The sequence below is a fragment of the Burkholderia aenigmatica genome (assembly GCF_902499175.1).
Lineage (GTDB): Bacteria > Pseudomonadota > Gammaproteobacteria > Burkholderiales > Burkholderiaceae > Burkholderia > Burkholderia aenigmatica.
In genome coordinates this window covers 19,471-31,837 of record NZ_CABVQC010000088.1, presented here as the reverse complement: position 1 = coordinate 31,837, position 12,367 = coordinate 19,471, and the positions used below count along the sequence as shown (strand labels likewise).

Here is a 12,367-nt window from a genome sequence, read left to right as displayed (position 1 = left end):
CCGACGCTGTACCGCTGGGTGCCAGCCTCCACGCACGCTTAGCGTGCTTTATTTTCCGTTTTCTGAGACGACCCCTGGATCAACTGAATGCCACGAACGTGCAGATCCTGCAAAAGCTGACCGAGATCCAGGTCCAGCAGCAGGCAAGTGCCCGCAAGTAGCACGTAGCTGCAGCCTGATCCTTGCCGCTGCTAAGCGGCGGCAACAGTCAGGCCCTACACACTGGACATAGGTATGCCTGGGGAACTACACCAACAGCTTGTGACGCTGGGTGCACGGTGGATGAAGCGCCAAGGGTTCGGCGTGGTCGCTGCCGAGCTGGTGACCAATGGAACCAACGAGCAGGCGGACGTCATCGGTTTCCGGTCGACGTGCGCTGCTGTCATAGAGGCAAAAGCTTCCCGCGCTGATTTTCTTGCTGACAGGAAAAAGCCGCATCGATCTGCCGGCGGCCTCGGCGTATATCGCTTCTACCTCTGCCCTCCAGGCGTTATCGAGCTTGAGGATCTGCCCAACGGTTGGGGACTGCTTTACGCGGACGGCCAGCGCATCAAGGAGGTTCGCCGCCCCACCGGCAATCTGTGGCCCGCCTATGGCGTATCTGTTGGAGACTGGGGCGACTTCCAGCATCAGCCGGATGAGCGTGCCGAGCGAGGCGTTCTGTACTCCATTGCACGTCGTCGGTCGCTCACCAGGTCGGACGAGCGCTACGAGAAACGGCTACAGGACACTGAGCGCGAGGCAAGGCGACTCGCGAGAGACAACGATGCTCTGGCAGAGCGGATCCGGCTGCTTGAACTCGAATTGCTCTTGGCGAAGAGCAACGGGCACGGATCCGCAGAAGAGATGACGACGGCTATTCGCCGTAGGGTCGCCTAAAGAAAGGCGTCGCTTGTACGGCGATCATTTGTTGTCGGGGTAGTTGGCTTGGAGGAAGGCACTTGCCTCTTCTGTGCCGCCTAACGTCGCCAACACAACAACCTCTTGGTCTGGCCGTTGAGGCATCCGCGTCACCAGTACCAGCCCGTCGTCGATCATCACGGTGGGCCGCTCTCGAAACTTCAGCCAGTCCGCTTGCTTCGCTTCTGCGAGGGAGCATGCCGCGTCATAGTCATCGGCCACTCCAAAGCCCGTTGAGCGATCCCATGCTCCACCGTTCAGGCACCGCACTTCGATACGCCCATCCGGCCTGGTGACTCCAAAGGGATGGTCCCACCATGCGTCGAGCTGCTCCTTGCTTCGGGCTTCGTTGGGCGTACTGTCGAAGTCCTTCGGCAGCTTCGGATCGAGTGGGATGCGATTGGCCATTGCTGCTGTTCCTTTGTCGTAAAACCTGCGGAGTCCCGCCGGCGCGGCCGACGGCAAAGTCGTCAGTGCTTGCTGCTTTCTTGAATGCGATCGACTACATCCAGAGCCTGCTGCCAGGCGAGCTGCATGTTGGCCTGCATCCGAAGGCCTACATCGGTCCAACCTGGCCAGAGCATCAGATCCACGGAATCATGGGCGCAAGGTCGGGAACAAGCCCAATCGTTCAATGCTCGCAGTTCATCTGGGGTGAGCCTATCCAGCAAAGATTCCTCATCCCTATCCAGCAAAGATTCGTCATCACTGCATTGACCGGCGCCGTAGACGATGATTTGGTGAAGGATGCTCGGTTTCGTCATATAACGTTCAATCTTGATTTTCCTATGCGGGCACAACAAACGACGCTACTGCCGTTGCAATGCTGAGACCGACCACGGCCAACGCGACCGAGCGATTGATAGGGGCAATCACCCCCATGCTAAAAGCCGAAACCACCAGCACGACAAAGAGCGCCAGTCCGATATGTGAAGTCATTTTTTTCCTCTGCCGGCGCGGCCGGCGTTTTTTCGTTCAATCTGGTGCTCGCCAGGTCAGGCGCTCACCAAGCATCAATGCTGCAGCTTGGCGCGCTCCCCTTGCCGTCTTGAAGCCGCGCGGCAGTTCAAGGTAATGCCGGTCACCATTCCGGCGAGTCCCGCAATCCAGAAACACGGTATCGCGTCCCTGCCGCGTTTCCAGCCAAAGGGGATGGCCCTCCTCCGTTGTGGTCACGGCGATGACGTTGCTATCGACGAACGTTCCGTATTTCATCGCGCCTCCCCTTTTTTCCGTTACCTGAACTTGATCTTGCCTGAGCCCGCGACCTGATGATTGCGTAACGGAGGGTTTCCACGGATAACGATGTCACCAGAGCCGGCGACACGGGCGCGCACGTCGGAGCGGACGAACGCCTCGATGTCGCCCGAACCGGCAATCGACAGGCTTGCCCGCTCAGCGATCAGGCTGCTTGCATCCACGTCACCGGACCCGGCAATCGAGACGTCCAGGTTGGTAACATGCCCGTGGGCGGCGATGTCGCCAGAACCTTCGATTTCGAGTTCCAAGTCAGATTGCTGCAGATCCAGCAGGGTCATGTCGCCACTGCCTTTGATCTTGATTACCGGGGCCTCTGGCAGAGCGACCCCAACCACGACCTTGCCTCGGTTGATCGCTGCGTTCGTGACTCCGGAGACGGATACCCCCTTCCCACGCATATCGATGTTGATGGGGACATTCAGGTCACCATGAACAATCTGACCGACCGTGCCCATCACTCGTACGCTGCGGTGTCCGAAGCTAATGGATACACCCTCCCGCTCAATCACCAGCTTTCCGCCGCTGATGCTGGTTTTGACTGACGCAACAGCGTCAGCCGTCTCGCCGGCAACGACAAGCGTGGGCTTATCGAAACGACGGAACACCACATCGACAGAACCCTTAATGACAATTTTGCGAATCGCCTGAAGCGGTCGCTCCTCCTGGACATAACTCTCGTCGACATGATTCCAGGCCGATTCGGCCGAGTCGAAGATGCTCACAGTGTTCCCCATATTTTCGTGGTCCCGTCAGGTGTTCCGAACGGATATCGTCACCGGCTCAGCGCCTCGGTCGGCACGTTGGCACTCACCGCGCCAACCGGAACGATCCTCGCCTTCGTCAAGCTCACCTTCCGGCGCTTTCATGTAACTCATCCACGCGTGGCGCGGTGTCGGAAACTCATTGCCGCTGCTTTCGCGCCGCATCGCCTCCGCTGCCGCTGAAAGGTCAACATGTCCTTCAATAACCAGCGTGTCGCAGTGTTCGTTGACCAGCCAATCAACTTCCATTCCGTGCCGAACTGTCACGTCCTCGGCCCACGATTCAGCGATTACGGTCAACAGAGGTTTTGATTTGCCGTCTGCGTACAGTCGTCCCATGCCACACTCCGTTTTCCTCTTGCCGGTGATGAGCAGGAGACCCTTCAATGTTGACTTGTCCATCGCATTTCCTTCACTCGGCTGCCGGCCGGCGGCGGAGCACTCACGCGCCAGTTTTTTCCGTTTGGTCTAGGCAGCCGCCTGAAACGGCACAGTCCGACCCGTCTGGAAGCAGTGGATCGTGCGAAGGAACCCATCGGTGAAGGCAAGCGCATAAGTGTGTCGTGCGTCGGTGGCGTCGATGGTCAACGTGTAGTTGAAGCGCACGTCGCCCAACGGTTGCCCGAAGTCGCTAGCCGTTCGGATTAGGCGGCCCAACGAATCGATCTCGTAGTTCGCCATGTCCATCCCGAAGCGGAGATCCTTGGTTTGGTAGTTCTCCCCGGCGTAGCCGTCAGGCATCACATGCCGGAACTTGAGGTCGTCAAACATGCCCACTGCGGCTCCTTTTCCGTCTGGAGTTCAGCCGTTGACCAGCACGACTTCCAGGTCGTACCCAACCATCCAATCGACGCCAGCCTCACCTTCATTGGAGGCCACACCATTGTCGATCTGATCGCGGAGCTGCTCTTCCAACTCCTTCGTCGTGTCACAGTACATCTCTGCCAGCTCATCGCTGGTCACCTCAACCTTGATCTTCACGGCCGTTTTCCGAGTTGTTCACGCGGTGATTTGCAGCAGCTTTTTGATCTGTTGCTCGACCCGATGCAGCTCGTCGTCTGACCAGCCCGGACGACGGCGAAGCGTCAGCATCTCCGTGAACAACTGGAAGTTTCGCTGGTCCAGCTTGCAGGAGTCGCGCAGATCGACCTTGTTCTTGCCACCGCGATAGAAGCTGATGAATGCCTCGCCCAAGAACGTCGCGGCGTCACCACCGGCTTCGACGGCATCAATCAGCTCCTGCAGCAGTTCTGTTGTTTGCATGGTTCTTCCTTTGTTGTGGTGCGCGAACACTCACCGTTTGCTTCCTGTCATCCAGCTCGATCATCACCGACATGAACTCGAAGAATTCATCCTGCGGCAGCGCATCGAGCCAATCGCCGTATTCACTCTCCGGCATGGCGTAAAACGCCTCGCCCATAGCATCGATCTTGGCCATGACTCGATCCTGTGCGCCCTGGTCGTAGAGCGCCACCGACAGCGCGCCAGCCGATTTGGCTTTCGCCGCCTTCGTGGTAGTTGCTCGCCTTAGCCTGAACCCAGTGATGCCCTTCATGCGTGGTTTTCCCGTGGCGTCAGACAGCCGGCTTCACCGCACGCGGCGTATGCTTCTTGCCGCACTCCCGGACCTGCGCCGCAACGGTTTTGCCCTTGGGTGCTTCGCTCGCTTCGTAGGAGACGGTGTCACCCTTGTACGCGAGAACAATTTCGAATCTCGGCTCAGTCACAAAGTGATCGCTCTTAACAACGCGCGACTCGCACTTGCCGCCCGTGCACGTTGTAGCAGTCTGCGGGAGGTCCATTTCCTGATGCAGGTCGTTGACCTCCACAACCGGCAGACGGATGTTTTTGACTACGCAGATCTCTTCGGCATGACTCATGCCGGTCAGGCTCGCCAGCGCGAGCAGAAGCATCGTTTTCTTCACTTCGTTTCCCTCGGGTTTAGTTGTGCCGCTGGGCCAGTGATTTTCCTTGCTATACGTTTTGACTCAGCGTCGCTTCAATTCGCGCGGCGATACGGAGCATCTCAGCCTTCGCCTCGACAAACTGCTCATCGTTGAGCTGTACGTCCGCTTGCGCGCCAATTTCGGCGTTCTCTACGAGGCCGGCAGCAAAGGTCTTGGCGAAGTCACGCGCAGCGCGTCGCTGCTCAAGCGTCATAGCCATGATCATTTTCCTTTGCCTTGGGCCGCTACTTCAACCACTTCGGTTTTTGGGACTGGAGGCGCATGTCGGCTTGAAGGCTGTCGTAGAACATCTCGTGGGCGCTCATCGGCGGCAGCAAAGCATCAGCAGCCTTGAGAACTTGGCATGCTGGACACTCATCGTCGCGAACATCCGGCCCCTCCACAAAGTCCGGGCAAGAGCCCTGGCGAAGATGTTGAAGCGAGCCCGTTCCGATCGCGTGCAACTGGCGAACGAGATCGACCGGGACATGCAATGTGTATTCTTGCTGGGTATTGGTCATGGTTGCTCTGAGTTTTTCCTTGGTATCAGTTGCCAGTCGAATCGCGACTGTTTTGCTCGCTCGCGAAATGGCGACTCGTCAAGACCAGGCCACACCAGACGGCCAATGCAATCCCGAGGCCGAACGCCAACACGGAGCCGTGACGCAACAAGGACAGGTTTGCGCTCGTGAGTGATTCGAGTCGCGGAATGATGTGACTGTGTTCATATCCAGCGAACAACAGCAGCGCGAGCGCGCCAGCCAGCAACTCCCACGCGCCCCGGCGCACGTCGCGATTCACGGCTCTGAGCAACGCTGTCATATCTTCGTGCAGGTTCATCATTTTCCGTTCTATTCGTCATGAGGCAGGAGGCCCCATCCCTTCAAAAGCTTCTGGCAGCGAAAGCAGCCCGGACGATAGTCGTCGTGGAGCATGTTTAGCCCGCCTGCGTCATAGACGGGAGCCCCACAAATCGCATGCCCCTCTCTTGCGCGTTGCGTGTCTTCTTCGAATACATGGGTGATTACCCCGTCCCCGCCTGGCAGGCGCGAAGTGCGCGCCCAGCAGTTCCACATCCGCGATTTGCGCTCTTCAACCGCGTTGGTTGGCTTGAGGATCGGGTTTTGCCACACGCGCATTTTTCTTTGCTTTTATCTCTGGTCCTGTCGGCCACCCTCTTCAGCCGGGTGTTCCTTTCCACGGGGACGATGCCCGGTCTGGTGAGGCAACGGCTCGGTCGGGAAAGGAAACACTCCCTGGCAATGCGTGCAGCTATAGCCGTTGCCGTGTTGACAAAGCGGCGAGAGTGGTTCGTCCCAGTGCAGCGGCCGGCGACTCGGCATGTTTTTTCCTGATGTCAGCGACAGGTTTTGCTACCGCCGGATGGACCAAAAACACCGAGGCAAACGAGGCCTGCGATCATTGCCACCAATGTGCCGCCCGCCATAAGCGCGGCACACAAGGTGCCCGAATACGGATGCCAAGGTGCCGTCATGCGGATGATCCCCAACGAGACCCCAACCAACGACACCGCCAAGCCGATCGCCAACGCGACTCGCCACTTTCTAAGCCACATGGCCGAAGCATTGAGCTTGAGCAGACTCATGCCAACACCGGTCGCCAACGCGAGACAACAAGCGCTCAGTACAGCAACATCAAATGGAATATCAATCATGCTTTTCTCCTAGTTTCGGTCGGTGCTAGCGACTTCTTCCCTTTCCTACAAATCATTGAACGACCTACGCTGAGCGTTGATTGCATCGAGGCCGTCGTCGATGGCCTTGACTGCCGGCTGACCTAAGGGCACCACTGACGGCTTGATTCCAATCAACAATCCGTAAGTACGCTCGATCACACTAGTAGCAGCGATAACCGCCTTTTCGCGGGCTGACCGCTGCTTTCGCGCATCGTATGCAGCCCAGAATGTCGCTGCGATGCCAAATGCTCCGAGAACACAGCCAGTGATACCTAGTAGCGTGTCAGTTGTCACGATCGCACTTTTTCCTCTGCCGGCGCGGCCGGCGTTTTTCCTCTTCACCTACTCAGCGAAAATTTCCTGCAACGTGTTCAGGGTGCTCAACATAGTTCTATCGGCCACCACGCCTTCTTTCTTGACCAATCGCACCTTTTCTGATTCAGCGTGCTCACGAGCCAATGGAGCAAAGAATGCGAGGTAGCAGGTCACATCAGCCCAAGCACCACCAGCAACACTACAACGGCCCCTATGTCCCCCATGATTTCGGTGCTCAGGCCAAGCCTCACAAGAATGAAATTCATAACTCCTCCGTCTCAAGCCAGTTTCACGAGAAGCGCCCGAGGCTGTCATCTGTCGAGATAGCCAGCCCTTCGAGCGCCGTGGCGGCCGTGACCGCTGCCGCAGAATCCGGGGCTGTCAAATCTGACTGGGCCGGACCGTCATCGCTCCAGTTCCCGGACGCTCCAGCGCCGGAGAACTGCCCCTGTGAGTCATTCGGTATGCCATGGTGATGCGTATTGATCGCACTGAGTAACAACGTTCTCAGGCTGGTCGGAATATCCGTCGCCATGTAAAGCCAGAGATCAAAATCATCGCTGCCGCTGGAGGTGTTGTTGCCCCCAGCGAACTGCTGCCTGGAAGACATCGAGTTGGCCTGTTGACGACGCGCATTCGATGCAGCTCGCTCGCGAGCCACATCGGCAATCTTCCTGATCTGTACCTCCGCCTGAACGGGCAACGGTACCTTCCTGGCCTTCACCTGTCCGAGCAAGGCGAGCAGGTCCGCACTCTGCTCTGCGGAAGCCTTGGACTGCAAATTGTGTACGTCGAGATCAAGGACCATCCGATCGATTTCGGCATCAAAGCGGACCAGATCACCATATTTGATCCGGTCGAGATGGTTAGCAAGCCGCGTCCGCAGCATGGCAAGGGTCGCTCGATATTCCCCGCCCTTGAAGATGCCAAGGAACTTGTGATTGTCGTTGAAACTGTCCACCACGGTCCGGGAGACGAAGCCCGGCACTTCTTCCCGCAGCGCTTGCAAGGTCTTCGTATTGATGGCCGGCAGCAACATGGCAGCGGTACCCACGAGATATGTGCTGCGCGTGAGCCTGAGATTTCGAATCTGGCTTTCAATGCGCTCGCCCTTCCTCTCTGCTGCGCGAGTCGATGCAGTGATCGCGGACAGCACAAGCTCAAGATCCGTTTGATGAGCGTCAGTCATGATGGGAGCCCTTAGACAAGCACCGCGCCGTCTTCTTGGCGGCTGGCGAAATAGTTGGCGAAATACTCTTTGAGTCCAGGCTTATTCATTCCTAGTGCCCACTGCAACGGGGCCCCTGGTGAAGCCTGTAGATCCGTCCATGGATCAAATCCCAAGTCGGTAATTTCGTGCATGCGGAGGAAGTACCGACGATTGACGGCATCGCCGTGCCATAGATGTCGAATTTGCCCCGGAACGACGCCGAGACTGCCCTGCACGAGCTGGTGGAAGCGCGCGCCCCAAGCCTTCAGGTGATCGATTTGACGGCGATCGTGCTTGAGCGCGTTGGTGATGCAGAAGTTGTAGTCGCCGTAGATCGCGTGCGCCATGAAATGGTCGGCACTGCCTGAGACAGCACTCTCGTACAAACCGACAGCATCGAAAATCTCCCGGCGCATCGCCCACCCATAACCGGTATGGCCGTGTGCGTCGTACCGCCCAGCGTTGAGCAGTGCGGCGTTGCGGTTCATCACGGAAGCAAACGACTCCGAGACGTCGGGAACCTCGCCGATCTTTCCGAAAGGATCGAGGCGTAGGCACGTCTCGAACATCTGTGCGACCTTGTGGCGCCTGAGCACCTGGACCACTTCGCGTGCCCACTGGGGATTGTCGAACAGGATGTCACAGTCGAGCCAGGCGACGTACTTGCAGGTACGCGGTAGCCAGGAAGCTGCGAGGTTGAGTAGCCGTTCCTTCTGCCACAGCAGCGCGTCAGCCTTAATCTGGATGACGTCGACCGATTGAGGCAGTTCAAAGGACTCCGTCCCGAAAGCGCATTCGACCGTTATGCACGGCACCTTTGCCTGGCGCATACCCGCCATGAAAAGATCGTAATTCTTTCGCCTCGTGCTGTATCGGCACGGGTTGAAGTAAGTGGTAATTGCGATCAGCTCGCTCATGGTTCTAGCTTCGGTTATTTTCCAATCCGGCACTGCCCCGGCCCAGCGGCTACGTCGGCGCTCTAAGGCAGAACATCCCCACGTCCCGCGCCCTATGTTGTTCCGAGCCGCCTTGTGTTCAGCCATGATATGCACATGTGCGCATGGTGACAACTAATTTCATGCACTTTTTTGGTCTGCCGTAGCGCTATCGGCACTTGCACTCACATCTTTACGCGGGCTCGCTGAGTGACCAGGCCCGGCTCAGAGAGAGGGCAAACGTCGTTGCGCTTCTTTCCGCCCGAAGATCTTTTGCGGCAAAAGACGTTTGGCAGGGTGAGGCGTGGCAGAAAGTTCAAGATCATTCGTCCGCAAGGCCTTGGTGCCCAACGGATCGAGTTCGTTGGTTATCCTGATTTCCCGCCTCAGAAAAGAGGCTGCTGTTCGCTCGATGCCGGCGATGGCACCACAGTGCTGCTGACCACTACCATGCGGACCATCAACGGCACCACGCACCGGCCGATAGTCAAACCGAAGCCGTAGACGCCTGGGCCCAGGTGTTCGAGGCGCTTCCATGTCGGCCTGAAGCCACGGCTTCGCGCCATCTTCATCAGGTCTTGCTTGCGCATCCCCTTCACCTTCAGGCAATCACGGACAAGTTGGGCGCCTGGAGCCGGCATCATGGATTCCGGAAACGTATCCGGTAGGCCGAAGCTCTCTAGTTGTTCCACGCAGACCTCTACATTAGGTGACGTCCAAAGCCAGCTCGAAGCCAGCATGTTCCCGAAAGCGCTCAGCCGCCCCGCGCACGTAGTCCAACACCACGTCGGTAGCAGCCCAGCGACGGCCCTCAAGCTCACACGCCAAAGCGGTAGTCATCGAACCACCGCAAGGATCGACCACGAGCTGGTCAACGTCAGTCATGAAGCGCACCAGTTTTCTTGCGAGTTCCAGCGGCATCGGCGCGCCGTGCGGCTGAAGACCGAGCGCTCGCGCCTTCAACTTGTACGCGCGTTGGTCTGTGCAATGATTTGAGACCTGGAGCACGTTGCGGGGGATCCGGCCAGCGGTCTGGTTGCCGTACGCGCCAGGTCGGAGCCGATAGGCGCCGTCACCATTAACACGTGCGTCCTGTACGCCGCCGCGCGCAATGAGCTTCTTGTGCGCCTCGGTGTGCGGCTCCAAGACACGCCGGTTGTCGGCAAGGCATTTGCGCGGTTCGTTGCAGAACCAAAGAATCGGCTCATAACCCGCGTTCAATTGCATCCGCTGCTTGCTTGCCCACTGCACGGGACCCGGAGGCTTGTTGGATGCCCAGATTAGGCGGTCCATCAGATGCAGACCGAGCCTCTTGCAAAGCGCGATAGTGAGTTCTTCGAGATAGATGGAGCGAGCGGGAGAGTTCGACTCGAAAATGTCATTCGAGACCGAGAGCACAACATTTCCGCCAGGCACAAGGCTGTTCACAATCGGCTCGACGAGTCGGCAAATGAAATCGATGTACTCGCTGATCGGGGGGTTGCCATACGCGCGGGGCGCGCGCAATGGATAGGGCGGCGAGGTCAAGGCCAGGAAGATGGGTTCGTCCCAGCGCGAAAACACGTTCGTCGCGTTCCCCCAAATCGCAATGCCGAGATCAGTGCTGAACGCCAGAACGGCGACTTCGTCCCGGACCTTGCGTAGCTTTTGTTTCCCGGCCTCGGTCAGTTCCCAAACGGCTCGTTCGCCGTCCACACGCTCGATCAGACCAAGCTTCCGAAGTGTCTGTTGGTGCCACCGAATTGCCCGTTTCATGAGGCTCCGTTTCGCGCCAGCGCGGCCGACCGGAGTCGCTTGGTCGAGTTCACAGGCATCAATTCCGGCCCTTCCCGCCGCCATCCGGTACAGCTCAGCGTTCGTCAGGCGCCCGGATTCTGGTTGAGCGTAGGCGCCCGCTACGTGCTCGAACAGATCGAATTGATGGGCTTTCGTCGTACTGGCCATGAGATGCGAGTAAGCAGTTCGTTTTGTTCAGTACGGCTCAAACGGTGCCCTGTCTGCGCCGTGTGGCTTCGCGCCGTTGCGCATCGACCATGCACTCGTGGCAGCAAAATGACGAGCCTTCGGCTGGCGGATCACCGCACTCATTGAGGCATTCCGTGACGCGTACATGCGTTTTGGGAGCCAAACGTGCGGCAGCAATCGCCTGCTCCAGGGTGCGCTGCGCGTAGTCGTTCGCTACATCAATCTCATCGGGCATGGTTAATCCTTCGGTTGTGAATCGGCTGCATGCCGTCCATTGACGGCGCTTGATTGAGCGTCGCGTGACGTTCGTAGAATCAGCCTTCGTTTTCGACCACGTAGAGAAGATCCGCGAGCAACTGATCAAACGTTGCTCCGTCGGAATACACACCAAGGCAACCAGGACGGCGCAATGCCGCGTCACCTCGTTTGCCGCCGCTACGGCATAGGATGAGCGCCTCGCCATTCCAAGACACGACCTGGGGTTCAATGCGGTCGCCGAGGTGGCTGACAGCCATCTTGACCTGATGCTTGAGTTCGTTGATGCGGCCGGTCGGCTCGCGTCGGCTGGAAATTGGCATGGATGTTCTCCAGTTGACTATGGACACTGCTTAGGTGGGTCTACCAAGGTGTTGCGGGGGAGCGCTTCTCTTTTACGGGCTATTTTTTCCGTCGCCGCGCCGACGGCCCGGTAGACCCGCCTAAGCGCCCTCTTCATTGCGAAGAAGGCCTGCATTGCCTGGCGCTGCTACTGAACCGGAGGCTTTTCGCCTGGCCCAGCGGACCGGAGAATGAAGCACTCACCAGCCACCGGAACGATTTGCCCCGACGCATCCAAATCCCAACACGACGAGCCGGCGCTCTTGACTCCGCCATCCACAATTTGGATCGGGGGGTTCGCCGGCTTTGCCTCGGCTCCCTGCTGTCCAGGTCCCGTGCGCACTTCGCTGTACAAGGTCACCACTGTGACCGGATGGACGGTGGAGGCAGGTTGCAAATCAAGCGCGTGCGAGGCAGTTGCAGTAACGCCAAGGATTGCTGCCAGGACGGCCGCACGATACTTGTTGATGTGCTCAGTAATTTTCATTTTTCTATGCGTTTTTCAGTCTAGAGTTTTTTGAGGCGTCAGAGCCCCGGTCAGTGGATGGTAACCGGCGTCATGAACTCGGCGAGCATGCGTCCTGCCTCAGGACAATTGCCCTCCACCACCACCACTTCTGCCTGAAGGCGGTCTGCAGCGTAGTTCAGCAATCGGGGGGCGAGATCTTGCGTTTGGTTCGCCTCTGCCAGTCGCTGGGCCACGTCGCCGGCCGGGAGAAATCGGATCTGGCCTTTGAGGTTTTCGACTTTGACTTCGATAAGCATACTCAACTCCTGTCAGG

At 58.2% G+C, this 12,367-nt stretch carries 24 protein-coding genes; 1 reads left to right on the top strand and 23 read right to left on the bottom strand.

The features are described from left to right. Positions 1-282: 282 nt before the first annotated feature. A complete protein-coding gene (locus BDO18943_RS38345) occupies positions 283-879 on the top strand; it encodes a hypothetical protein (RefSeq protein ID WP_235996298.1) in 597 nt (198 codons plus the stop codon). Between the two features lie 24 nt (positions 880-903). Here BDO18943_RS38345 and BDO18943_RS38340 read toward each other — a convergent pair whose 3' ends face one another. The 23 genes from BDO18943_RS38340 to BDO18943_RS38230 form a co-directional block, all read right to left on the bottom strand. Next, positions 904-1,308 carry a hypothetical protein gene (locus BDO18943_RS38340; protein ID WP_210771971.1) on the bottom strand — a complete coding sequence of 135 codons (405 nt, stop codon included), beginning with the start codon at positions 1,306-1,308 and terminating at the stop codon, positions 904-906. Between the two features lie 62 nt (positions 1,309-1,370). Next, entirely contained in the window at positions 1,371-1,664 is a 294-nt protein-coding gene (locus BDO18943_RS38335) for a hypothetical protein (RefSeq protein ID WP_175026268.1), read from the bottom strand. A gap of 22 nt (positions 1,665-1,686) precedes the next feature. Further along, positions 1,687-1,839, bottom strand: a complete 153-nt coding sequence (locus tag BDO18943_RS38330; protein ID WP_175026267.1) for a hypothetical protein — start codon at positions 1,837-1,839, stop codon at positions 1,687-1,689. A 36-nt stretch (positions 1,840-1,875) separates the two neighbouring features. Continuing rightward, the gene (locus tag BDO18943_RS38325; protein WP_175026266.1) at positions 1,876-2,115 is read right to left on the bottom strand and encodes a hypothetical protein; all 240 of its coding nucleotides are present in this window, start codon (positions 2,113-2,115) and stop codon (positions 1,876-1,878) included. Positions 2,116-2,135: 20 nt separating this feature from the next. Beyond that, a complete protein-coding gene (locus BDO18943_RS38320; RefSeq protein WP_235996297.1) occupies positions 2,136-2,882 on the bottom strand; it encodes a GIN domain-containing protein in 747 nt (248 codons plus the stop codon). Positions 2,883-2,909: 27 nt separating this feature from the next. After that, on the bottom strand, positions 2,910-3,323 hold the full coding sequence (locus BDO18943_RS38315; protein WP_175026264.1) for a hypothetical protein: 414 nt from the start codon (positions 3,321-3,323) through the stop codon (positions 2,910-2,912). A 66-nt stretch (positions 3,324-3,389) separates the two neighbouring features. Next, a complete protein-coding gene (locus BDO18943_RS38310; RefSeq protein WP_175026263.1) occupies positions 3,390-3,692 on the bottom strand; it encodes a hypothetical protein in 303 nt (100 codons plus the stop codon). Between the two features lie 30 nt (positions 3,693-3,722). Continuing rightward, on the bottom strand, positions 3,723-3,902 hold the full coding sequence (locus tag BDO18943_RS38305; RefSeq protein ID WP_175026227.1) for a hypothetical protein: 180 nt from the start codon (positions 3,900-3,902) through the stop codon (positions 3,723-3,725). 18 nt (positions 3,903-3,920) lie between these two features. Further along, a complete protein-coding gene (locus tag BDO18943_RS38300; RefSeq protein WP_175026262.1) occupies positions 3,921-4,184 on the bottom strand; it encodes a hypothetical protein in 264 nt (87 codons plus the stop codon). Beyond that, positions 4,150-4,476: a hypothetical protein gene (locus BDO18943_RS38295; RefSeq protein ID WP_175026261.1), complete on the bottom strand. Its 327-nt coding sequence runs from the start codon at positions 4,474-4,476 to the stop codon at positions 4,150-4,152. The genes BDO18943_RS38300 and BDO18943_RS38295 overlap by 35 nt, the downstream gene beginning before the upstream one ends. 19 nt (positions 4,477-4,495) lie before the next feature. Next, positions 4,496-4,846 carry a hypothetical protein gene (locus BDO18943_RS38290; RefSeq protein ID WP_175026260.1) on the bottom strand — a complete coding sequence of 117 codons (351 nt, stop codon included), beginning with the start codon at positions 4,844-4,846 and terminating at the stop codon, positions 4,496-4,498. Positions 4,847-4,895: 49 nt separating this feature from the next. Then, entirely contained in the window at positions 4,896-5,087 is a 192-nt protein-coding gene (locus tag BDO18943_RS38285) for a hypothetical protein (protein WP_175026259.1), read from the bottom strand. Between the two features lie 25 nt (positions 5,088-5,112). Next, the gene (locus tag BDO18943_RS38280; RefSeq protein ID WP_175026258.1) at positions 5,113-5,388 is read right to left on the bottom strand and encodes a hypothetical protein; all 276 of its coding nucleotides are present in this window, start codon (positions 5,386-5,388) and stop codon (positions 5,113-5,115) included. A gap of 25 nt (positions 5,389-5,413) precedes the next feature. After that, positions 5,414-5,710, bottom strand: coding sequence for a hypothetical protein (locus BDO18943_RS38275; RefSeq protein WP_210771970.1), 297 nt, complete (start codon positions 5,708-5,710; stop codon positions 5,414-5,416). A gap of 514 nt (positions 5,711-6,224) precedes the next feature. Then, on the bottom strand, positions 6,225-6,542 hold the full coding sequence (locus tag BDO18943_RS38270) for a hypothetical protein (protein WP_175026256.1): 318 nt from the start codon (positions 6,540-6,542) through the stop codon (positions 6,225-6,227). Between the two features lie 45 nt (positions 6,543-6,587). Next, positions 6,588-6,857, bottom strand: a complete 270-nt coding sequence (locus BDO18943_RS38265; RefSeq protein WP_210771969.1) for a hypothetical protein — start codon at positions 6,855-6,857, stop codon at positions 6,588-6,590. Between the two features lie 310 nt (positions 6,858-7,167). Beyond that, positions 7,168-8,067 (bottom strand): hypothetical protein, encoded by a 900-nt coding sequence (locus BDO18943_RS38260; protein ID WP_175026254.1) that lies wholly within the window; start codon positions 8,065-8,067, stop codon positions 7,168-7,170. A gap of 11 nt (positions 8,068-8,078) precedes the next feature. After that, positions 8,079-9,005 (bottom strand): hypothetical protein, encoded by a 927-nt coding sequence (locus tag BDO18943_RS38255; protein ID WP_175026253.1) that lies wholly within the window; start codon positions 9,003-9,005, stop codon positions 8,079-8,081. A gap of 404 nt (positions 9,006-9,409) precedes the next feature. Further along, on the bottom strand, positions 9,410-9,715 hold the full coding sequence (locus BDO18943_RS38250; protein WP_175026252.1) for a hypothetical protein: 306 nt from the start codon (positions 9,713-9,715) through the stop codon (positions 9,410-9,412). 13 nt (positions 9,716-9,728) lie between these two features. After that, positions 9,729-10,967: a DNA methyltransferase gene (locus tag BDO18943_RS38245; RefSeq protein ID WP_175026251.1), complete on the bottom strand. Its 1,239-nt coding sequence runs from the start codon at positions 10,965-10,967 to the stop codon at positions 9,729-9,731. A gap of 37 nt (positions 10,968-11,004) precedes the next feature. Continuing rightward, positions 11,005-11,223 carry a hypothetical protein gene (locus BDO18943_RS38240; RefSeq protein WP_175026250.1) on the bottom strand — a complete coding sequence of 73 codons (219 nt, stop codon included), beginning with the start codon at positions 11,221-11,223 and terminating at the stop codon, positions 11,005-11,007. 79 nt (positions 11,224-11,302) lie between these two features. After that, positions 11,303-11,566 carry a hypothetical protein gene (locus BDO18943_RS38235; RefSeq protein WP_175026249.1) on the bottom strand — a complete coding sequence of 88 codons (264 nt, stop codon included), beginning with the start codon at positions 11,564-11,566 and terminating at the stop codon, positions 11,303-11,305. A gap of 556 nt (positions 11,567-12,122) precedes the next feature. Further along, positions 12,123-12,350 (bottom strand): hypothetical protein, encoded by a 228-nt coding sequence (locus BDO18943_RS38230; RefSeq protein WP_175026248.1) that lies wholly within the window; start codon positions 12,348-12,350, stop codon positions 12,123-12,125. Between the last annotated feature and the right edge of the window lie 17 nt (positions 12,351-12,367).